Source organism: Brevundimonas sp., assembly GCF_035561115.1.
Classification (GTDB): Bacteria; Pseudomonadota; Alphaproteobacteria; order Caulobacterales; family Caulobacteraceae; genus Brevundimonas.
Window position 1 is genome coordinate 15682 of the sequence record NZ_DATMYH010000059.1, and the last position, 22509, is coordinate 38190.

At 68.6% G+C, this 22509-nt stretch carries 16 protein-coding genes; 6 read left to right on the top strand and 10 right to left on the bottom strand.

The features are described 5' to 3' along the window. The 7 genes from VN378_RS07390 to VN378_RS07420 all read right to left on the bottom strand — a co-directional run bounded on the left by VN378_RS07390 (position 1) and on the right by VN378_RS07420 (position 12115). Positions 1–3255, bottom strand: coding sequence for a discoidin domain-containing protein (locus tag VN378_RS07390; protein WP_325742433.1), 3255 nt, complete (start codon positions 3253–3255; stop codon positions 1–3). Then, on the bottom strand, positions 3252–4067 hold the full coding sequence (locus tag VN378_RS07395; protein ID WP_325742435.1) for a carbohydrate ABC transporter permease: 816 nt from the start codon (positions 4065–4067) through the stop codon (positions 3252–3254). Before VN378_RS07395 ends, VN378_RS07390 begins: the two co-directional genes overlap by 4 nt. Next, positions 4064–4999, bottom strand: a complete 936-nt coding sequence (locus VN378_RS07400) for a sugar ABC transporter permease (protein ID WP_325742437.1) — start codon at positions 4997–4999, stop codon at positions 4064–4066. The genes VN378_RS07395 and VN378_RS07400 overlap by 4 nt, the downstream gene beginning before the upstream one ends. A 163-nt stretch (positions 5000–5162) precedes the next feature. Continuing rightward, positions 5163–6434: an extracellular solute-binding protein gene (locus tag VN378_RS07405; RefSeq protein ID WP_325742439.1), complete on the bottom strand. Its 1272-nt coding sequence runs from the start codon at positions 6432–6434 to the stop codon at positions 5163–5165. Next, positions 6431–7873, bottom strand: a complete 1443-nt coding sequence (locus tag VN378_RS07410) for a glucoamylase family protein (protein ID WP_325742441.1) — start codon at positions 7871–7873, stop codon at positions 6431–6433. The genes VN378_RS07405 and VN378_RS07410 overlap by 4 nt, the downstream gene beginning before the upstream one ends. An 88-nt stretch (positions 7874–7961) precedes the next feature. Further along, positions 7962–11042 (bottom strand): TonB-dependent receptor, encoded by a 3081-nt coding sequence (locus VN378_RS07415; RefSeq protein WP_325742443.1) that lies wholly within the window; start codon positions 11040–11042, stop codon positions 7962–7964. Next, positions 11039–12115 (bottom strand): LacI family DNA-binding transcriptional regulator, encoded by a 1077-nt coding sequence (locus VN378_RS07420; protein WP_325742445.1) that lies wholly within the window; start codon positions 12113–12115, stop codon positions 11039–11041. The genes VN378_RS07415 and VN378_RS07420 overlap by 4 nt, the downstream gene beginning before the upstream one ends. A gap of 256 nt (positions 12116–12371) precedes the next feature. Between VN378_RS07420 and VN378_RS07425 the strand changes: the two genes are divergently transcribed. After that, positions 12372–13742, top strand: coding sequence for a GH1 family beta-glucosidase (locus VN378_RS07425; RefSeq protein ID WP_325742447.1), 1371 nt, complete (start codon positions 12372–12374; stop codon positions 13740–13742). Continuing rightward, complete coding sequence (locus VN378_RS07430) at positions 13739–14140, top strand: GFA family protein (RefSeq protein WP_325742449.1); 402 nt, start codon at positions 13739–13741, stop codon at positions 14138–14140. Before VN378_RS07425 ends, VN378_RS07430 begins: the two co-directional genes overlap by 4 nt. A gap of 3 nt (positions 14141–14143) precedes the next feature. Here VN378_RS07430 and VN378_RS07435 read toward each other — a convergent pair whose 3' ends face one another. Further along, positions 14144–15631, bottom strand: a complete 1488-nt coding sequence (locus VN378_RS07435; RefSeq protein WP_325742451.1) for a carboxylesterase/lipase family protein — start codon at positions 15629–15631, stop codon at positions 14144–14146. 185 nt (positions 15632–15816) lie between these two features. Here VN378_RS07435 and VN378_RS07440 point away from each other — a divergent pair, with 185 nt between their 5' ends. Next, positions 15817–16194, top strand: coding sequence for a response regulator (locus tag VN378_RS07440; RefSeq protein ID WP_325742453.1), 378 nt, complete (start codon positions 15817–15819; stop codon positions 16192–16194). Positions 16195–16300: 106 nt separating this feature from the next. On the opposite strand, the gene VN378_RS07445 is transcribed toward VN378_RS07440, so the two are convergent. Beyond that, positions 16301–17884, bottom strand: a complete 1584-nt coding sequence (locus VN378_RS07445) for an NAD(P)/FAD-dependent oxidoreductase (RefSeq protein ID WP_325742455.1) — start codon at positions 17882–17884, stop codon at positions 16301–16303. 163 nt (positions 17885–18047) lie between these two features. Beyond that, on the bottom strand, positions 18048–18905 hold the full coding sequence (locus VN378_RS07450; RefSeq protein ID WP_325742457.1) for a DUF817 domain-containing protein: 858 nt from the start codon (positions 18903–18905) through the stop codon (positions 18048–18050). A 165-nt stretch (positions 18906–19070) separates the two neighbouring features. Here VN378_RS07450 and VN378_RS07455 point away from each other — a divergent pair, with 165 nt between their 5' ends. The 3 genes from VN378_RS07455 to VN378_RS07465 are packed head-to-tail and all read left to right on the top strand — an operon-like array spanning position 19071 to position 22509. Next, entirely contained in the window at positions 19071–21218 is a 2148-nt protein-coding gene (locus VN378_RS07455; RefSeq protein WP_325742459.1) for a TonB-dependent siderophore receptor, read from the top strand. After that, positions 21128–22312 carry a PepSY domain-containing protein gene (locus VN378_RS07460; protein ID WP_325742461.1) on the top strand — a complete coding sequence of 395 codons (1185 nt, stop codon included), beginning with the start codon at positions 21128–21130 and terminating at the stop codon, positions 22310–22312. The genes VN378_RS07455 and VN378_RS07460 overlap by 91 nt, the downstream gene beginning before the upstream one ends. After that, entirely contained in the window at positions 22309–22509 is a 201-nt protein-coding gene (locus VN378_RS07465; RefSeq protein ID WP_325742463.1) for a hypothetical protein, read from the top strand. Before VN378_RS07460 ends, VN378_RS07465 begins: the two co-directional genes overlap by 4 nt.

The following is a 22509-nucleotide window of genomic DNA, read 5'->3' on the forward strand; positions in this document are numbered from 1 at the left end:
TCAGCGCATCTCGACCCGTCGCGCTCCGGCGGGGATGGCCAGTTCATTGCCGGCCCACGCCGCCGCCCGCCCGTCGATGGTCACCCGCGCCGGCGGAGTCTCTCTGGCCGGCCACTGGACGACGAAGCCGCCCGGCGGATTGGCGCCCGGCGCGATGGTGAGCACATACGGCCGCGCGCCCCCGGCCTCGCGGAGGAATGAGTAGGTCAGCGGACCCCACGCCGTGCCGACGTTCTCAACGCCCACGCCATCGGGTCCGCCCGCGCGGTTGCCCATGACATAACCCTCGAGCCAGGCCGTCGGTATGCCCGCCGCCAGCACCAGCGCCTGGTCGCGGTCCCGCTCGTAGACCAGCAGGTCCATGGCCGAGCGGATGTAGTCCGAGCTGATCCATGCGTGAGGCATGTCGCCGATGAAGCGCGGCTCGCGCGCGTCGCGGCCCACCACCTCGGCCCATCCGCCCCAGGCGCGGGGCCGCATGTCCGAGAAGTAGAAGTCGAGCGCCCGCAGCGCGTCGTCGCGGCGGCCCAGCCGGACCAGGGCGCCGACGTTGCGCAGCTCATAGGGGGTGTAGTCCTTCCACGGCTGGCGGTTCTCCTGCCGGGCGGTGAAATTGTCCCACCATTTGTCGAACGTGCCCTTCAGCAGCGCGGGCGGCAGCTCGTCCTGCAGGCCGCCGGGCGACAGGGCGATGGTGGTCGAGGTGGCGTCGAAATCGCCCCGGTCCGCGGCGCCCGCGATCCAGTCGATGCCGTGCACCCGCGCCGCCGCCTCGATGGAGGCCATGATGTCGGCCTTGAACTCGGCCTCGGACGCGCGGAACCGTGCGGCGGCGGCCGCGTCGCCCAGGGTCTCGGCGATGAAGACGGCGTCGCGGTAGCCGCGCAGGCCCCAGAAGTCGTCCCAGTAGGAATACGCGATCTTGTCCGAATAGCCCTCATGGCTGATCGTGGGCGGCAACAGGCCGAACAGGTGCTGCTTGTCCGCCGCCTGGAATTCCGCCGTCCGGGTCGAGGCGCGCAGGCCGTCCATGTATCCGATGGCCGCCTGCACCTGCGGCCAGACCTCGCGCAGCAGGGCCTCGTCATGGGTGTAGCGATACGTCTCGGCGGCCAGGAAGACGAACTCGCCGTGGCTGTCGTTCTCGGGCACCGGATCGGCGCCCCGGCTGTCGGCGCAGCAGGGGACCTTGCCGTTGTCGAACACCAGCGGCGCGAACCAGCGCAGATATTCCGCCGACACGTCCTGATGCCCCAGCCGGTTCAAGCCCTCGGCCATCATGGCGCCGTCGCGGATCCAGCTGCGGTTATAGCTGCGCGTGCCCGGCTGCAGGATCGGTCCCTGCCGCGACATCAGCATATGGGCGAGGGAGGAACGCATCACATTCCCGATCTCCTGCGCCTCGCGGGGCAGGGTGACGTCGAACCGGTGCAGCTTGTCATACCAGTCCTGCGCGACCTGATCGTTCACGGCCTCGAACACCTCTTCGGGGGTTCCGGCGGGGATTTCCGGCGCGCCGCCCGAAAGCGGGACCATCACGACAAAGGTCCGGGTCTCGAAGCTGCGCAGCTCCATGTCGTAGAGCAGGCCGCCGGCCATGAGGCCGGTCCTGTCGGACTCCACATGCCGCTCTCCCGCGGCCAGCCGGCGACCGGCGGCGGCCAGCAGACTCTGGGGATCGGCGCCGGCGTAGAAGGTCGATACGGCGACCGCATCGGGCGTCACCAGCGGCCGGATGCGGATGGCGTCGTTCAGCACCAGCTCGCCGCCGGTCCAGTCGATCTGCTCAATGGGCCCCACCCCGCCCGGCGTGGTCAGGAACTGCACCGGCCCGTTGACCTGGAAGGGCCGCGCCATCAGGGCCAGGGTCAGGCGGCGCGGGCGGTTGGCCAGGTTGCGGACGGTGTACTGGACCCAGACCTGCGCCTGTTCCGGCGTTCCGGCGGCGACCGCCGTCTGGCTGAGCTCCACCGTACCGGTGTCCCAGTTCACGGTCGGTATGGGCACGCCAGCAGGGTGCGAAAACTGGGTGATCCTCGCGTCGGCCCAGCTCACGAGACGCCCGTTGTCCAGCAGGAAAGGCTCGATCGACGGCCCGCCGCGGCGCAGCTCGATGGCCCCGTCCTCGCCGACAAGCGCGCTCTCGCCGCCGCCGTTCACGCCCAGCAGCGTCCAGTAGGATTGTTCGCCGACGAAACCGCGGGGATACAGGCCGCGCCGGCTCTCGTCCGCCACGGCGCGCATGAAGGTCGTGGCCGTCTCGCCGAACGACAGGGGCTCGATCTCGAACGCGTTCAGGGCGTAGGCGTCGGCGCGGCGGGCGTTCAGCATCTGGCCGGCCCCGGCCTGGGTCGCATTGGCCGGGCCGTCGCCGGTCGGGGCCAGCAGGTCCAGCCGCAGCCAGCGGGCCGAGGCCTCGGGCGTACGCAGCCAGTCGACGCCGCCGTTTCCGTCACTCACCGCCGCCAGCTCGCGCCAGTCCCGGCGGTCCGACGACGCCATCAGCCGGTATCGCGACGCCGCCAGACCCTCGGCCCAGCGCAGGGTGACGCCGCCGAACTCGCGCTCATAGCCGAGGTCCAGGGTCAGGGTTTGCTCCCCTGCCCCGCCCGTGCGCCAGGCGGTTCCTGGATCATCGTCCACCGCGCGGGCGGCGACGTTCAGCCCGTCCTCGCTGCTGGCGTCGGCCAAGGGGCGCGGCGGCGCCGAGGGTTCGGGCGGCAGTTCGCGCAGCTCCAGCTGGTCGATCTCGATCCAGCCCCTGCCGCCCTCGCCCGCCGTAACGACGAATTCGATCCGCTCGGCGCCGCGGAAGGTGCGGTCGGGGTTGGGCCCCCAGGCCCAGATGATCTGGCGGCCCTTGATGGTGTAGCGCGTCCATCCGGCGTTGGCCCTGAAGCCCCGGATCTGGCGCCAGTGGACGTTGTCGCCCGAGCCGTCGACGAACTTTATCTCCAGCGTATTGGGCGCCATCTCGCCGCGCAGCCAGAAGCTGATCTCATAGTTGTCGGGGACGTCCAGATCGATGGCGCGGGCGGCGAAGGCGTAGCCGGACCGGCCGTTGAAATCATAGTCCAGCCGCATCGCCTTGCCGTCGTGGCCGGGCACGCTGGTGATCGTCGATGACACGTCGGTGGAGGCGTCGGCGGACCACGCGGTCAGGGTCTCGAACGGATCAAGCGCGCGCGGGGTCTGGGCCTGGGCGACGGTCGCCATCAGGGCGAACGCGCCCGCGAGAGCGGCGAGAATCCTCATCCCTTCACGCTGCCCGCCAGCATGCCGCGGATGTAGTAGCGCTGCAGGGCGAGGAAGAGGATCAGCACCGGCGCCACGGTGATGACCGCGCCGGCCATCATCAGCTCGATGTCCTGCACATGCTCGCGCGACAGTGCCGCCAGCGCCACGGGCAGAGTGTAGTTGGACTGGTCCGTCAGAATGATCAGCGGCCACAGGAAGTCGTTCCAGCTGCCCAGGAAGACGAACAGGGCCAGGGTCACGATGATCGGCTGCAGCGTCGGCAGGACGATGCGGCGGAAGATCTGCCCCTCGGAGGCGCCGTCGATGCGGGCGGCCTCCAGCATCTCGTCGGGGATGCTCAGCGAATATTGCCGCACCAGGAACAGGCCGAAGATCGAGGCCAGCCACGGCACCAGCGCCCCGGCGTAGGTGTTCACCAGTCCCATCCCCTTCAGCATCAGGAACAGCGGCAGGGTGCCGATCTGGGCCGGCACGACCAGGGCGGCGACCAGAATCTGGAACACCCTGTCCCGCCCCTTGAAGGCCAGTTTGGCGAAGGCGTAGCCGGCCGGCACGGTGAACAGCAGGGCCAGGCCGGTGGCCAGCGAGGCCAGGGCGAAGCTGTTCCACAGATAGCGGCCCATGCCCTGGGTCACGAACAGGTCGCGGTAGTGGTCCAGCGTCCACGTCTTCGGCAGCAGCGGCGGCGGGAAGGTCGCGGCCTCGCCCGTGGTCATGAAGCTGACCGACAGCATCCACAGCAGGGGAAACAGGACGATCAGGCCGATCAGCCCGACGGCGAGGTTCAGCAGGACGGCGCGCGGCTTCATTCGTACGCCCCCATCCGCTTCGCGACCGCCAGCTGCACCAGCGTCACCGCCAGGATGCAGAGGAACAGGATGAAGGCCACGGCGCTGGCGGAACCCAGGTTCCACCATTTGAAGCCCTCTTCGTACATGAAGTAGAGCACCGTCACGGTCGACTGGGCCGGCCCCCCTTGCGTCATCACATAAGGCTCGGCGAACAGCTGGAAGAAGCCGGCCACCGAGATGATCGACACCAGCAGCAGGGTCGGGGCGATGGCCGGCAGGGTGACGTGCCGGAACTGCTTCCAGGGACCCGCCCCGTCGATGCGCGCGGCCTCATACAGATCGTCCGGCACGGTCTGAAGAACCGCGAGGAAGATCAGCATGTTGTAGCCGAATATCTTCCAGACGACGAACATCAGGATGGCGGGAATCGAGGTCGAGGGCTGGCCCAGCCAGTCGACGGCGGGCAGGCCGATGCTCTGGATCGCCCAGTTGATGACGCCGTAACGGGTGTGCAGCAGATAGTTCCACAGCACCGCCGTGGCGACCAGGGTCGTGACATAGGGGGCGAAGAACATCACCCGCCAGATCGGCCGCCACTTGATGACCCGGGCGTTCAGAATCACGGCCGCCGCCAGTGAGGTCGCGATCGACACGGGCACCCCAATGAGGGCGAACAGGCCGGTGTTCCGCATCGCCCCCCAGAACAGCGGATTGCCGAGCAGCCGCTCATAGTTCTGCAGGCCGACGAAGCGGACGTTGCCGATGTCGGCCAGGGCGTAGATGTCGAAATCAGTCAGGCTCAGCAGCAGGGCCGAAAACACCGGAATGGCGAAGAAGACGCCGATCGCGATCAGCGCCGGAGCCACGAAACCCCACGCCGCGCGCTCTCGCGAGCGGGGCGTGCCGGCCTTGCGGGCCGGCTTCGCGATCAGGGTCGCGTCCATCGTCATGATCCTTCTCCCCTTGCGGGAGAAGGTGGCTCGCGAAGCGAGACGGATGAGGGGTGGGGTTCAGCAGGCATGCCGGCGCGGGATGAGCATGGGGCCGACAGCCCCCTCATCCGGCCCTTCGGGCCACCTTCTCCCCCGAGGGGAGAAGGGAAACGCGTCCGCTTCATACCGCCCTCCCCTGTTCGATCATCCAGCGGCGTTTTTCCAGCAGCCGGTCGGCGCGGCGGTCGATCTCGGCGGCGGCCGCGCGGGGCGTGAACTGGCCGCGCACCATGCGTTCGGCGACGATCTGCATCTCGGAGACAATCCGCTCCCACTCGGGCACCTTGGGTACGGCCTTCGCCCGCGACAGCTGGCCCTTGAAGGCGGCGATGTAGGGATCGTTGGCCACCGCCGGCGTCGCCCAGGCGCTCTGCCGCGCCGGCAGGTCGCCGGTGATGGTGTTGAAGCGCGCCTGCACCGCCGGATCGGCCAGATAGCGCACCAGTTTCCACGCCGCCTCCTGATGGGGCGAATGGCGATAGACGACCAGCGACGACCCGCCGGGCGCCGAGGCTCCCGGCCCGGTCGGCCCCGGCACGCCCGAGGTCATCCAGCGCGTCGTCGGCTTCAGCCGGTTCCTGAAGTCGCCGATGGTCCACGGCCCGGAGAAGTAGAAGCTGAACCATCCGCGCTCGAACTCGGTCCAGACGTTGGAGATCTGCGTCGACGACGCCACCGGGGCCAGACCCTCGTCGAACAGGCTCTTGTAGAACTCCAGGGCGGCGATGAAGGAGGCGCTGGAGAAATTGCCCCGCGTGTCACGGTCGCGCAGCAGCGCCTCGGTCCCCTGCAGGCCGAAGGTCAGCAGCTGTTCGAACTCGTTGACCGGCAGCAGGACCGCATAGGCGCCCGGTCCCGCCACGCGCTTGACCGCATGCATCGCCGCCTTCCAGCTCTCCCAGGTCTGCGGGACGCCGTCGTTGAAGCCCGCCTGCTTCAGCAGGTCGGCGCGGTAGTAGATCAGCCGGGTGTCGACATACCAGGGCACGCCGACCACCTGGCCGCCGATGCGGTTGGTCTCCAGCACCGCCGGAAACTGGTCGCTCAGCAGGTCCGAGGCGAAGGCCGGCAGGGCGCTGATCGCGCCGATCGCCGCCATTTCCGACACCCAGGTGTTGCCCACCTGGCTGAGGTCCGGCAGCGACGATCCGGCATAGGAGGTCAGCAGCTTGGAATGGGCCGCCGTCCACGGCAGGGCCTGGACCTCGACCTTGATCCCGGGATTGCGCCGTTCGAACTCGGGCAGGATCTGCGGGACGTTGGTCGCCTCGTTGCCCATGGCCCAGAAGCGCAGGCGGGTGACCCCGTCGTTGGCGCCGCAGCCGGCCAGACCCGTGGCCGCCCCGGCCAGAAGGCCGAGCGCTGTCCGCCGGTCCGGCCCCGCCACGGTCATGCGCGATCCAGCCAGCCGCCGGAGAAACCGGCCTGCTTCAGGCCGCGGATGATGTTGGGCTCGCCCCGCATCCGCTTCCACACCGCATCGGACCGATGGTTCTCGATCTGGATGACGATCGGGCCCTGGTCGATGCCCAGATAGTCGCCGTCGACCCAGCCCACGTTCGGCACGATGCGGCCGTGCTGCAGCCGTCCGTCGCGCTGCGTCAGCGTCGGGTTGAACGAGTCCAGGAAACCGAACTCGGTATAGATGCCGGCGCCGTAGCGCGCCTTCATCGCCTTCAGACAGGCGGTCACCTCGGCCGGGGCGAAGGGATAGGAGGCCATGGCCGCCGTCGGGGCGATGGTGCCGTCGTCGCGGTCGCCGGGGCCGCGCGCCGAATAGCTGAAGAACTCGCGCTCGCGCCCGTCGATGACCTGTCTGAAATCGCCCGGCCCGTCGCAGGCCGTCAGGCCCCAGACGTCTGCCGAATAGCCGGCCCAGCCCATCGGATTGTCGATGGCGTACCGGCGCTGCGCCTGCACCGCCCGGACGCTGTTGATCCGGTAGTCGAACTCCTCGCCCGTCTCGCGGATCTTCGCCCGTATCCACGGATCGTAGATGCTGCGGAAGTCGACGAACATGTGGCTGTACTGGTGGCCGAACAGCGGGGGGAAGGCCAGGTGGGCGGGACCCCAGCGGTCGGTCCAGCTCCAGTCGTAGACGCTGCACCATTCATCCCAGACGGCGGCCGGGACCGGATGGGTCGGGCTGCCGATGGCGAGCAGCAGCACCAGCATGCCTTCGTTATAGATGTGCCAGTCCGCCGGGATGAACCCGGTCTCGGGATGCCAGCCCATCGAGATGCGGTTGGGGCGGACCACCGCCCAGTCCCATTCGACCCGCTCATAGACGGCCTGGGCCAGCCGACGGATCTCGGCCTCGTCGGCATGGTCGCCGTCGAACCAGCGCGCCGCGAACAGCATGCCCGCGACCAGAAGCGTGGTGTCCACGGTCGACAGTTCGGTGCGGCCGAACCGGTGCCCGGTCTCCATGTCGAGGAAGTGGTAGAAGAAGCCCTTGTAGCCGCTCACGCCCGTGGCCTGCGGCCCCTGCGGCGCGTCGTGGAAGAAGCGGATGGTGGTCAGGGTGCGCTCGCGCGCCTCCTCGCGGCTCATCCAGCCGCGCTCGACTCCGATGGGCCAGCAGGTCAGGGCGAAGCCGACGGCGGCGACCGACGAGAAGGACTCCGTCGGCCAACGATCGGGCGTCAGGCCGTTCGCGCGGTTGGTGACGTGGGTGAACCATCTGAACGTACGCAGCTGCAGCTCGTCGATCTCGGGGTCGATCCGGCTGGTGGGACCGGGGAGGCCAAGACCGGCTCCGCCGCATCCGCCGACCGACAGGGCCGCGACGCCCGCGACCGTGGAGCCCATCAGAAACCGGCGGCGATCCATGGTCTCATCCTCTTACGCAAACTCGGGTCAGTCAAAAAATGGGCCGCCCCCCGGGGAATCGGGGAGCGGCCGCCAGGCTCAGGAGACGTTAGAAGCTGTAACGCATGCCCACCTGGAAGGTGCGCGTGGGGAACAGCACGGCCGAAGGCCGGCCGAAGTTCGGATTGGGGTTCGCCGCCGACCCTGTTCCGCCGTCGAAGTCCTTGAAGTTGTCGTGGTTGAAGACGTTGATCGCGTCGACGAACACCGACAGTTCCGAGCCGCCCCAGACCTGGAAATTCTTCGTCAGGCGAAGGTCCAGGTTCCGGTAGGCGAAGGCGTTCGGGAAGATGAAGTTGTAGACGTCCGGACGGCCGCCGTTGGGACGATAGACGAAGTTCGCGCCCCGCCCGTCGAACACGTCGAACGGCGTTCCCGAACCCAGCGTCAGGAGTCCCGAAAGCTGGAAGTCGAACGGCAGATCCACGATGCCGTTGGCGACGATGCGGTGACGCTCGTCATTGGAGGTCGGGCGGACCGGCGAGCTCTCGATGCTGAAGCAGTCGAAGCAGAAGTTGTCGTTGCCGCCGTTCTGCTCGGCTTCGGACAGGGTGTAGGCGATGTTCAGGCCCCAGCCGGAGTCGGCCGTGTAGTTCTTGTCCAGCTTGACATAGAGGGCCTTGAACTCGCGGGTCTTGTTGTGGTCCGACACCAGGTACGAGCGGTACGGGTTCGCGCCGCCCGGCGAGCAGAAGCCGCCGTTGTCGCCGAAGCCGCCGCCGTTATTGCCGCGTGTGGGTTCGCGGCAGCGGTTCAGATAGGCCCAGGTGAACTCGTTTTCGGTCTTGCCGTAGGCGAGGGTGAACTCGGTCTGCCAGTCGCCGAAGCGCTGACGGACGCCCAGGTTGAACTGGTCGGTCATCGGCGGTTCGAAGTCGTTGGCCAGCAGGAAGGCCTCGCCCTTGCCGGGGATGGCTGCAAGGACCGGATCCAGGCCCGCGGCAGTGGCGTAGGAGGGGTCCCACAGGATCGGATCGCCGGCGTCGCCGGGCAGATCGACGCCCGGACCCGGGTCGCGATCCTGACCGGCCGGCCGGCCGGTGGTGCTGAAGAAGGCGTTCTTGCGGATGTCGGACGGCTTGACCAGCTCGTCGTAGGAGAAGTTGAAGTTGACCCGGTCGTAGTAGCGACCGGCGCCGCCGAAGATCACCGTCGAGCGATCGCCGAACACGTCGTACGAGAAGCCGATCCGCGGCTGGAAGGCGCCCGCGAACGGATCGCGGTTGTCGCCGGTCGAGATGTAGTCATCCCTGTTGAACCAGCTCGGCGCATAACCCGCGGGCTTGCCGCCGTCGGTGGAGGCGATCCACTGGTCCAGGCCCGCGATGACGCTCGCCGGGGTCACATAGTCGTTGTTGTTGGCGTTGGTTTCATAGTCCCAGCGGATGCCGAGGTTCAGCTCCAGCTGGTCCGTGATCTGCCAGTCGTCCTGGACGTACAGGCCGATGACGGTGTTATCGAGATCGACCTCGGGGAAGGCCTGGCCCAGTTCGACGCGGTAGGGCACCGTGGTGCTGCCGCTCAGTTCGGGATGGCCATCGACGTCGTAGTAGAAGTTCGGGTTCCGGCCGAACTGCTTGTTCACCTCATAGTTCTGCAGCGACACCTTGGCGCCCAGCTTGATGGTGTGGAAGCCGTTCAGATCGATGTCGTCGAACGTCAGATCGTTGCGGAAGGTGACCGCGTTGTCGTGGATGTCCTGGGTGCTGTCCCGGCCGCCCAGGTTGATGATGGTCGCCCCCCCGAAGAAGTCGGGCTGGAAGCCCGGTGCGGGATTGGTGTCGTCGAACAGGCGGTAGGTCGCGCCGGCGTCGGTGAAGTTCGCGGCGCCGGGGTTGAAGTTGTAATCGCGATAATCGACCGCGAACTCGTTCAGGAAGGAGTCGGTCCGCCACTGATAGCGCAGGTTGCCCCTGAGGGTCGTCTGCTGCAGGTCGTTGGCGCGCTCGAACGAGTCGGCGCCGCCGAAGTCCCGCAGTTCCGATTCATCGCGGTAGGTGGCGCTCAATTCGATCAGATGGCCGTCGGCCGGCTGCCAGCTGAGCTTGCCGAACATCAGGTCTTCCTCGAACGGCGAGGCGAAGGTGCCGATGTACGGGGCGAACTGGGTCTGGAACCGGGGTATCCGGCCCCGATCCCCCAGGTTGACCACGCTGGCGCGGTTTTCCTGCTTGTGCTCGTAGGTGCCGAAGAAGTGCAGGGTGTCCTGGATGATCGGGCCGCCCAGGGCGAAGCCGTACTGCTGGACCTCAAGCGGGACCTTCTCGTCGCCGCGCTGCTCGGCGAAGGTGTCCTGGGCGATGAACTCCTGGTCACGATAGACGCCGAAGATCTCGCCGTGGAATTCGTTGGTGCCCGAACGGGTCACCGCGGTGATGATCGCCGACGAGGCCTGCTCGTACTCGGCCTTGAAGTTCTGGCTGACGACCCGGAATTCCTGGACGCCGGCCTGGGGGAACGGGTTCCCGCGGCTGTCGTCCTGGCCGATGATGCCGCCGGCGATGACGTTGGACTTCATGCTGGCGCCGTCGATGAAGGCGTTGACCGACTCCGCGCGCTGGCCGCCGGCGGTGATCTGCTGCTCCCGCTCATCCAGCCCCACCCGCACCCCGGGCGCCAGGGCCGCGAAGTTGAGGAAGTTGCGGTTGATCTGCGGCAGGGTGTTGATCTGCTGCGTCGTGACGTTGGTCGCATTCTCGGGCGTGCGCACCTCGGCCAGACGGCGGCCGGTGACGACCACGTCGCCCAGATCCGTGGCGTTCGGGTCGTCTGCGGTCACGACGGGCGCTCCGACCGCCAGGTCGAGGTCGCCGACCTGGCCGACGCCGATGGTGACGATGTCGGAAGCGGTTTCGCCATCGGCGGTGGTGACGGTGACCTCATAGGTGCCGGGGCGCAGGCCCGACAGCACATAGCCTCCGTTCGCATTGGCGGTGGACCGGGTGGTGAAGCCCGACGCGGTGTCGCGCGCCACGATCGTGGCGCCGGCCTCGGCGACGCCTTCGTCGGTCACCGAGCCGCGGATCGTGGACGTCGTGACCTGGGCCGAGACCCCGCCGGCGCAGGCCAGCGAAACAGCCAGGGCAAGGGCGGAAGCCGCCCCCATATAGTGGATGGATTTGCGGGTCATCGGGTATTCTCCCCCTTCAGAGATGGCGTGCCGGCGTCGGCGCGAAGACGCCCGCCGGATCTGGAGTTGTCGGACGTCGCCGGGTGGCTCGACGGGCGTACGACCAGTTCGGGTCGAACGACCTCGCAAGCGGTGTCGGCGACGGCTTCGCCCGCTGCGTTGATCAGGCGGACGAGACGCTCGAGCGCGCTGCGTCCGGTTTCTGCGATCTGGATTCGGAGGGTCGTCAGGGCGGGCCGGACCAGACTGGCGATCGGCACGTCGTCGAAGCCGACGATAGCGACGTCCTCAGGCACGCGCATGCCCGCGTCCTGCAGGGCCAGCATGGCTCCGACGGCCATGTTGTCGTTGCCGGCGAAGACCGCATCGGGTCGGTCGTCGGCCGCGGCCAGCGCTGCGCCGGCGTCATGGCCCGAGGCCTGGGTGAAGGCGCCCTCGACCACGGTCGTCGGCAGCCCGGCCCTGGCCATGGCCTCGAGATAGCCGGCCAGTCGGGTCTCGGCCTCCAGGTTGCCCGTCGGGCCCGAGATATGGGCGATGCGCCGGCGACCGGTCGCGATCAGGTGCTCGACCGCCTGGATCGCGCCGCCGTGGTTGTCGACCACGATCGAAGGCCGGCTGGCGTCCGCCCCGCCGTTCATGAGCAGGATCGGCGTCCGGCCCGCGAGGCCGGCGGCCAGGTTGGCGGCGTCCAGATGGGGCGACAGAACGATGAGACCGTCGACGCGGCCCCGCATCGACCGGATCGCCGCCGACGCCTCCTCGGCGTCGTCGTGCGAGCTGGAGACGATCAGGTGATAGCCGAGCGAGCGGGCGGCGACGTCCATGCCGCGGATCAGCTCGGAGAAGAACTCGCCATACAGGTCCGGCAGGATGACGCCGATCGTCTGGCTCTTGCTGGTCGACAGGCTGCGGGCGCCCGAATGCGGCACGTATTGCAGCGCCTCGGCCGCCTCGAGGACCTTGGCGCGAGTCGCTTCGGTGACCGGGCCGGCGCCGTTGAGGACGCGCGAAACCGACGCCACGGACACATCGGCCCGCTCGGCGACGTCGCGGATCGTGGCGGCCTTCACGCCGTCCCTCCCACGCAGGTTTGTCGGGTCGCCTTGAGCGTCAAATTGCATCCTCCCTGGGAATTTTCAGCCCCGGCCCGCTTGGCGCGGGTCCGTCCGAAAAAACCGTGTAACCGATTACATGACACACTAGTCAGGCGCCCCGCAAGTGCCCTAGTTTGGTCACATGGAGGTTGTGCCGGGGCCGCTACACGCGTACCGACCGCCGCCAACCTCTCTTTTCAGTTTGCGTTCCCGCTTGTCGAGGCCCTCCGAAATGACTTCAGAAAACACAGGCAACTATCGGTTTCCCGAGGGTTTTCTGTGGGGAGCCGCGACAGCGGCCTACCAGATTGAAGGCTCGTCCATGGCCGACGGCGCCGGCGCTTCGATCTGGGATCGATTCAGCCACACTCCCGGCATGATGCTGAACGGCGACACCGGCGACGTGGCTTGCGACCACTACAACCGGTGGCGCGAGGACATCGAGTTGATGACCCGCCTGAACCTCCAGGCCTACCGGTTCTCGGTCAGCTGGAGCCGGGTGATGCCCGAGGGCCGCGGAGCCATCAACGCCAGGGGTCTCGACTTCTACGACCGGCTGGTCGACGGCCTGCTCGAGAAGGGAATCGAGCCGCTCTGCACCCTCTATCACTGGGATCTGCCGGCGGCGCTGGACGACCGCGGGGGGTGGCTGAATCCCGACATCGCCGACTGGTTCGCCGACTACGGCCAGGTCCTGTTCGAGAAGTTCAAGGGCCGGGTGAAGACCTGGGGTACGATCAACGAACCGTGGGTCATCGTCGACGGCGGCTACCTGCACGGCGCCCTGGCGCCCGGCCACCGCTCGGCCTTCGAGGCGATGATCGCCGGCCACAACGTCCTGCGCGCCCACGGCGCCGCCGTGAAGCGCTTCCGCGAGGTGGGCGAAGGCCAGATCGGCATCGTTCTCAACATCGAGCCGAAATACCCCGCCTCCGACAAGCCCGAGGACGAGGCCGCCCGCCGCCGGGCCGAGGCCCAGATGAACCGCTGGTTCCTCGATCCCCTGATGGGCCGCGGCTATCCGGAAGAGCTGAAGGACGTCTACGGCGAGGCCTGGCGCGAGTTCCCGCAGGAAGACTTCGACCTGATCACCCAGCCGACCGACTGGATGGGCCTGAACTGGTACACCCGCGCCGTGCCCGAGAACGCGCCCGATGTCTGGCCGGTCCGCGCCCGCCCGGTGAAACAGGTCCAGCACGCCCACACCGAGACCGGCTGGGAGGTCTATCCCCCCGCCCTGACCGACACCCTCGTCTGGCTGCACGAGCAGACCGGCGGCAAGCTGCCGCTGATGGTCACCGAGAACGGCTCGGCCTGGTACGATCCGCCCCACGCCATCGAGGGCCGGATCCACGATCCGATGCGCGTCGACTACCTGAAGAACCACCTCAAGGCCCTGCATGACGCCATCGGCAAGGGCGTCGACATCCGCGGCTACATGGCCTGGTCGCTGCTCGACAATCTCGAATGGTCGTTGGGCTATTCCAAGCGGTTCGGCATCACCCATGTGAATTTCCTGACCCAGGAGCGGACCATCAAGGATTCGGGCCTGCTCTACGCCGAGGTCATCAAAACCCACGGCGCGGTGCTGGACACGCTGTGACCGTCGTCCGCGAAGCGTCTTGCCGATGCGGCGCGCTTCGGGCGCGCTGCGAGGGCGAGCCGGTCCGCATCTCGGTCTGCCACTGCCTCGCCTGCCAGCAGCGCACCGGCAGCGCCTTCGCCGCCCAGGCCCGGTTTCCGGCGGACCGGGTGGCGATCGTCGGCGAGGCCAGGGTCTGGACCCGCATCGCCGACAGCGGCCATGCCATCGACTACAGCTTCTGCCCGGCCTGCGGATCGACCGTCCACTACACGGGCGGCAACTTCCCTGACGCCATCGCCGTCCCGCTGGGAGCCTTCGCCGACCCCGGATTTCCACCTCCGGAATTCTCGGTCTGGGAAAGGCGGAAACATCCGTGGACGGTCGTGCTGGGCGACGACGTCGAGCACTCGGACTGAGCCTCAGCGGATCCGGTCGTAGTAGGCCTCGATCAGGTCCAGCCGATCCGCGAACGGGACGACCTTCGCTTCCGGTCCGGCATTGGTGAACTCCAGAAGGCGATCGCGTTCGGCGCCGAACTCGGGCCAGACGGGCCGGTCATCACCATTGGGATTTCCCTTGGCCGCGAACGTCGTCCAGTAGCCGGCCATAGCCTCCGCCGCCCGCTCGTCCCGCTCGCCCATCGGCCGCCCCACGGTGTGCAGGTTGTCGAACACATAGGGCCGCTCGGACGCATGGGTGGCTCCGCCGCTCGGCTCGGGATTGGAGTCGGGCACGACGTCGAAGCGGTACAGATACGTCGGGTGTCCGTTACGGGCGTGCAGCCGGGCCAGATGCCGGGCCGGTTCGTTGAAGGCCAGATCGCTGACTACATGGGCGCGATAGCCGTCCTCGCCGCCATAGGCCGCGTACAGATTGGCCCGTTCCTGCGACGTCAGGGCGTCGTCGATCGCGCCATAGGGGCTGATCTCCGAGGGCCGCATCCACCAGAACTCCGCACTGTTCGTGCCGACGATCAGCGGGACCGGCGCCTCCCGCCCGGCGGCGAAGGCGGCCTCGACGTCCTCGGTGACAAACTGGCCGTCTATGACCAGATTATCGCCGCCGTAGAAGTTCGGGGCGGGTCTCAGCAGGGCCTCCGCCGGAAGGGCCCGAAGGTCGGCCGCCAGGGTCGCGCCGACGGTCCGCGCGAAGGCCTCGCCCCGCGCCTGCAGCGAGGGCCCGCCGATGGCCGAGGGCCGGTCCAGCGGAACGCCCGTGTCCCGTCCCAGCCCCGACTGCGCCACCGCGCGGTGGAACAGGCCCCGCGCCTCCGGCGAGATCATCAGCCGGGTCACAGCCGCGGCGCCGGCCGATTCGCCGAAGACGGTGACGTTGCGGGCGTCGCCGCCGAACGCCGCCGCGTTGTCACGCACCCATTCCAGGGCGGCGACGATGTCCATCATGCCGTAGTTGCCGCCGGGTTCGTCCTCGGCCCGCTCGGCCGCCAGCGCCGGATGATCGAAGAATCCCAGCCGTCCGAGCCGGTAGTTGACGGTCACCACCACCACGCCGCGCTTCGCCAGGTTCGCGCCGTCGTACAGCGCCGCCGTGCCGGATCCGTTGTTGAAGCCGCCGCCGTGGATCCACACCATCACCGGCCGCGGTTCCGCCCGCTCCGCCGGCGTCCAGACGTTCAGCGTCAGACAGTCCTCGCTCATCGGCAGAGGACCGACGCCGGGGTCGCCCCCCGACGGCGGCTGGATGCAGATCGCGCCGACCTGTCCCGCGTCGCGGTCGCCATTCCACGGTGGGGCGGCCTGTGGCGCCCGCCACCGGAGCGGGCCGACCGGCGGCGCGGCGTAGGGCACGCCCTTGAAACTGGTCACCTCCCCGTCCCGCCGTCCGACCAGGACTCCCTGTTCGACCGCGATGCGGGGGTCCGGCGGCCCGGTCTCGGATGGACTCATGATCAGAACCGCTGCGAGGAAAATTGAAGCCAGGGACATGGACCGACACTAGCGCGGCCGACCGCGATGTCTCAAATGATGCCCCGCACATCGGCGCCGCTCTGGCGGGCGGGACCAAACTGGATTAGGCAAACAACGGTTTAAGTGCGGATTTTTCGATTCCGCTCGATCGCGGGACAGAATTCATGAGCGCACCCCTGACTGGCCGACGGGTTCTGGTCGTCGAGGACGAGTCCCTCGTCGCCATGCTGCTCGAGACCATTCTGGAGGACATGGGCTGCACCCCGGTCGGGCCCGCCGCCAACGTCGACGACGGCCTGGCCATGGCGACGGACGGCGAACGCCTCGACGCCGCCCTGCTGGACGTCAATGTCGCCGGCCGTCAGGTCTTCCCGGTCGCCGAAGCCCTGAAGGCGCGCGGCGTGCCATTCGTCTTCTCCACCGGCTATGGCGAGGGCGGCCTGCCCGAGGAATGGCGCGGCCAGGCCACGATCCAGAAGCCCTTCACCGAGGCCGCCGTCCGCGACGCCCTGATGAAGGCGATGGGCGTCGAACAGGTCTGAGCAGTGGGGTGAAAAGTGCTGGTGAGCGAGAAGTGAGCAAGCAGGTGGGCAACCGCGGCGCCCTCCGCTCACCCCTCGCTCACCAGCACTTTTCACCCCGCTGCAATCACCGCCCCAAATCCTTCAGCACGGCCTTCGCCGCATTGTGGCCCGGCGCGCCGGTGACGCCGCCCCCCGGATGGGCGCCTGAACCGCACAGATAGAGGCCGGGAACCGGCATGCGGTGATCGGCATGGCCCAGCACCGGCCGGGCGCTGAACAGCTGGTCCAGCGACAGCCGGCCGTGGAAGATGTCCCCGCCGACCAGTCCGAAGCGCCGCTCCAGATCGCGCGGCCCCAGCGCCAGCCGCCCCACCACCGACGCCTTGAACCCCGGCGCATGGGCGTCGACCGTGTCGATCATCAGATCGGCCACCGTGTCGCGGTGCTCGTCCGCCAGATCGGGTGAGACGTGCTGGCAGAACAGGCTGGCGACGTGCTGCCCCGGCGGGGCCAGGCTGTCGTCCAGTGTCGAGGGGATCAGCATCTCCACGATCGGCTTGCCCGACCAGCCGTTCAGCCGCGCCTCGGCATGCGCCCGGTCCATATAGGCCAACGACGGGGCGATGATGATGCCCGCGGTCAGATGGTCGCCCTTCCCGGGCAGGGCCGTGAAGTTCGGCAGCGCGGACAGCGCCACATTCATGCGGAAGGTGCCGGAACCGGACTGGTAGTTCCCGATCCGCTCGCGGAAGTCCGCCGGCGTGACCGCGTCGTCCACGAACCGTTCGAACAGCAGGCGCGGATGCAGGTTGGACACCACCGCCCGCGCCCGGACTACGTCGCCCGCCTCGGTCACCGCCCCGACGGCCCGGCCCTTTTCGGTCAGGACCGAGGCGATCGGCGTCTCCAGCCGCACATCGACCCCGGCCTCTGCGCAGGCCGCGGCCATGGCCTGGGTAATCGCCCCCATGCCGCCGATGGCGTGGCCCCAGACGCCCTTGCGCCCGTTCACCTCGCCGAAGACATGGTGCAGCAGCACATAGGCCGAGCCGGGCGTGTAGGGACTGGCGTAGTTGCCGACGACGCTGTCGAAGCCGAACAGGGCCTTGATCGGGTCGCTCTCGAACCAGCCGTCCAGCCAGTCGCCGGCCGACTTGGCGAACAGGTCCAGCAGGTCGCGCCGGCCCGTGACGTCCAGCCCCGCCGCCTGTCTGCCCAGCGACGCGCCCTTCAGCAGCTCCGGCAGCATGGCCATCCAGCCGCCTTCCACCATGTTGGGCGGCGCCTTCAGAATCCAGTCGCGCAGCACGGAGGCCACCACCTCCAGCCGCGCCTCATAGTCGGGCAGCCGCTCCGCATCCCGCGCCGAGAATTTCGCCAGTTCCCCCTGCGTCCGCCCCTCGCCCGCCAGGAAATGCCGCCCGTCGTCGAAGGGCAGGAAGTTGGAGACCTTGCGCTCGACCACCCGCAGGCCGTGCCGGGCCAGCTCGAGATCGGCGATGATCTTCGGGTTCAGCAGGCTGACAGTGTAGCTGGCGGTCGAGTTGCGGAAGCCGGGGTGGAATTCCTCGGTCACAGCCGCGCCGCCGACGACGTGCCGCCGCTCCAGCACCGTGACCTTCAGCCCGGCCTTCGCCAGATAGAAGGCGCACACCAGTCCGTTGTGGCCCCCGCCCAGGATGACGACGTCGGTTGTGGTGGTGGTCATCTTCTTCCTTCCTTCTCCCCTCGGGGGAGAAGGTGGCTCGCGGAGCGAGACGGATGAGGGGGCCGGGGGGCCGGGCTCATTGTCTGGCGCTCTGTGAGCGGAACCCTACCCCTCATCCGAGCGGCTACGCCGCCCACCTTCTCCCCCAAGGGGAGAAGGAATATCAAGCCTCCTCTTCTTCCGGCCGGTGCACCAGCGACACCAGCACCACGCTGATCATCATCAGCAGGAACCAGCTGCCCAGCTTGGCCAGCGAAACCGGGTGCCAGCCGCCGTCCTGCGACGGATAGATCCAGGCGTTCGCCCAGGTGCCGATGTTCTCGGCCAGCCAGATGAATACCGCCACCAGGAAGAAGCCCGGCAGGAACGGCATGCACCGCCGCTGCCGGTCGGGCGTGAAGTAGAACCAGCCGCGCCCGAACAGCACCGCCGTCGCCGCGAACAGGCCCAGCCGGACATCGGGCAGCCAGTGATGGGCGAAGAAGTTGACGTAGATCGCCGCCGCCAGGACCCAGGTCGTCCACAGCGGCGGATAGTGGCGAAAGCGGATGTCGAAGATGCGCCAGATGCGGGCGATATAGCTGCCCACCGCCGCATACATGAAGCCCGAGAACAGCGGCACCATGCCGATGCGCAGCAGGCTGTCCTCGGGATAGATCCATGAGCCGGCCTGGGTCTTGAACAGCTCCATGATCGTGCCGACCACATGGAAGACGAAGATCACCCTCGCCTCCTCCCAGCTCTCCAGCTTCAGCGCCAGCATGGCCGCCTGGATGGCGAGGGCGCCGATGACGAGGAAGTCGTAGCGGCTGACCGGCGCCCCGTCCGGCCACCACAGATGCGTCGCCAGCAGCAGGGTCAGCATCGCTCCGCCGAACAGGCAGGCCCAGCCCTGTTTGACGCCGAACATCAGGAATTCGAAGCCGTACCGGCTCCACGCCCGTCGGTCGGCCCGGATCTGCAGCCGCTCCAGCCAGTGGCGGCCCCGGATTTCGAGTGGAAGGCGGCGGGGTTCGGTCATCCGGCCAGACTAGGCGCAAGGTCGCCGGGCGGGCGTGGAAAATCGGTGCGGATGGGCCCCGCGAGGGGTCCTTTCCCACCCTTTGCGCACTCCCGGCGAGTCGCGCTTGAAGGCAGGACGGCCATCGTATATTGCGACGCGTTCTCATTCTCAGAAAGCCTCCCCATGTTCCGATCCCTCCTGCTGGCCTCCTGCGCCATGGTCCTCGCCGCCCCGGCCCTGGCCCAGGAGAGCGGACCGACCGAACTCGACGAGGTCATCGTCACGGGCTCGCAGGTGACCCTGACCTCGCCCTACGCCGGCGGTCAGGTGGCGCGAGGGGGCCGCGTGGGTCTGTTCGGCGCGCTCAACGTGATGGACACGCCCTTCGCCTCGACCAGCTACACCGAGGAACTGGCCCGCAACCAGCAGGCCCGCGGCGTCGGCGACGTGCTCCAGAACGATCCGGCCGTCCGGGTGTCCAAGGGGTTCGGCAACTTCCAGGAGCTGTACGTCATCCGCGGTTTTCCGGTCTATTCCGACGACATGACCTGGAACGGCCTCTACGGCATCCTGCCGCGCCAGTTCGTGGCGGCGGAGTTCCTTGAGCGGGTCGAGGTCTTCCACGGCGCCACGGCCTTCCTGAACGGGGCGGCCCCCGGCGGCAGCGGCGTCGGCGGCGCCTTCAACCTGACGCCCAAACGCGCGCCCGACGCGCCGCTGAACCGGCTGACGGCCGGCGTCGACGGCGAGAGCGAACTCTATCTGGCCGCCGACCTGGCCCGCCGCTTCGGCGCGGACGGCGAATGGGGCGGCCGCCTCAACATCGCCCGCCGCGACGGCGAGGCCGGCGTCGAGGGCGAGGACCGCCAGCTGACGGCGATCGGCCTCGGTCTGGACCGCCGCGGCGACCGCGTCCGCTTCTCGGCGGATTTCGGATATCAGGATCACCACATCGACGCGCCGCGGCCCACCGTCACCCCGGCCGGCGCCGTGCCCGCCGCCCCCCCGGCCGACGGCAATTTCGCCCAGCCCTGGACCTTCACGGACGAGGAACAGCTGTTCGGGGTCGCCCGCGGCGAGTTCGATCTGACCGATACGGTCTCCGCCTGGGCGGCCTTCGGCGGGCGTCAGGGCGAGGAAGCCAATGTGCTGGCCAACCCCAGGGCCCAGCCGCACGGAGCGCTCAGCGCCTACCGCTTCGACAATGCGCGCGAGGACACGGTGTGGTCGGCCGACGCCGGCGTCCGCGCCAGTCTGACCACCGGCCCCGTCGGACACCGGATCGTGGCCTCCGCCTCGCAGGTCCGGTCGAAGTCGCGCAACGCCTACGCCTTTTCGAACTTCGCCGGCTTCGCCAGCGACCTCTACGCCCCGGTCGCGGTTGCGCCGCCGGCCGCGACCTTCTTCGTCGGCGGCGACCTGTCCAACCCGAACGTCACCGAACGCGTCGACAACGCCAGCCTCGCCCTGGCCGACATGATGGCCTTCATGGACGGCCGGCTGCTGGTCACGGCCGGCGTCCGCTATCAGGAGATCGAGACGCGGTCGTATGACTACAACACCGGTGCGCCGGTCTCGTCCTACGAGGGGGATGCGGTCACGCCCGTCTTCGCCGTCGTCTACAGGCCGATCGGGCAGATCTCGCTCTACGCCAACTACGCCGAGGCCCTGATCCCCGGCCAGACGGCGCCCGCCCTCAGCGGCGGCGTGCCGGTGTCCAACGCCGGAGAGGTCCTGGCGCCCTTCCGCGGCGAACAGGTCGAGGTGGGCATGAAGTACGACGTGGGCCGGTTCGGCGGCGGCGTCAGCCTGTTCCGGTCCACCCTGCAGAGCGCCTTCGTCGAGAACGGCGTGTTCGGCGCCAATGGCGAGCAGGAAAACACCGGCCTGGAGATCGCCTTCTTCGGCGAGCCGCGCGACGGCCTGCGGGTCCTGGGCGGCTGGACCTGGCTGGACGCCGAGCTGACCCGCACCGCGGGCGGCGCCTTCGACGGAAACCGCCCCATCGGCACGCCGGAGGTGCAGGGCAATATCAATGTCGAGTGGGATGTGCCCCGGGCCTCCGGCCTGACCCTGGAAGGCCGCGTGGTCTACACGGGCGAACAGCCGGTCGACGCCGCCAACACCGTCCAACTTTCGTCCTGGACGCGGTTTGACGCCGGCGTCCGCTACGCCGCCGACATCGCCGGCCGCCCGGTCACCCTGCGCGCGCGGGTCGAGAACCTCGCCGACGAGGATCAATGGGTCGCCGTCGGCGGCTACCCCGGCGCCAACTATCTGACGCCGGGCGCGCCGCGGACCCTCAGACTGTCGCTGTCGACGGATTTCTGAGCCGGATGAAGACCCGCACCCTCCGCGTCTGGTCGTGGGTCCACAAATGGTCGAGCCTCGTCTCGACCGTCTTCCTGCTGATGCTCTGCCTCACCGGCCTGCCGCTGGTGTTCAGCCACGAGCTCAACCACGTCCTGCTCGACGAGGCCTGGGCCCCGGCCGATCCCGACGGCGAGGGTCTGAACCTGGATCAGATCCTCGCCACGGCCCTGTCGCGACATCCGGGCGACGCGCCCGCCTTCATGAGCTTCGATGAGGACCGGCCGGTGGTGAACGTCACCAGCCGCGCGCCCGACGCCCCCGCCGGCCAGTATAATTTCCAGCCCATCGACCAGACCAGCGGCGCCCCGGCCCCGCTGGTCGCGGGCCATCCGGTGATGGAGTTCCTGCTGCGGCTGCATACCGACCTGTTCCTCGGCCTGCCGGGCATGCTGTTCCTCGGCGCCATGGGCCTGCTGCTGATCGTGGCCGTGGTCTCCGGCGTGGTGCTCTACGCCCCCTTCATGCGGCGGCTGCCGTTCGGCACGCTGCGGCTGGAGAAGGCGGCTCGCACCCGCTGGCTGGACTGGCACAACCTGCTCGGCGTCGTGACCGTGGCCTGGGTGCTGGTGGTCGGCGCGACGGGGGTGGTCAACACCCTGGCCACGCCCATCCTGGCCTATTGGAAGGACACGGCGCTCGGCGATCTGACCGCCGCCCATGACGCACCGGCCGCCGTCGGCGAATGGGCCTCGCTGGATGGAGCCGTTGAGCGGGCCCGGGCCGCCCTGCCCGGCCGCACCCTGCAGTTCGTCGCCTTTCCGGGCACGGACTATTCGACGGATCACCACTATGCGGTCTTCTTCCACGGCGACACGCCGCTGACGACGCACCTGACCACGCCGGCCCTGATCGACGTCCGCACCGGCGAACTGGCCGCCGTGGCCCCGACGCCCTGGTATGTGAAGGCCCTGTCGCTGTCGCAGCCGCTGCATTTCGGCGACTACGGCGGCCTGGGGCTCAAGATCGTCTGGGCCCTGCTGGACCTCGCCGCCATCCTCATCCTCGGCTCGGGCCTCTATCTGTGGCTGGCGAAGAAGCGGCGGACGACGTGAAGCGCGATACCTTCCCGATCGGCGCCATCTTCGGCGCGCCCTTGGTGCTGTCGGCCCTCAGCCTGATCGGCCTCGTCGGCGCCCTGCTCGCCGACGGCCTGTGGGATGGGATCGGCGCCGGACTGCTGGCGACGACCGTCATCGCGATCGCCTGGGCGCGCTTCAGACGCCGCCGGCTTCTGGCCCGCCAGATCTGA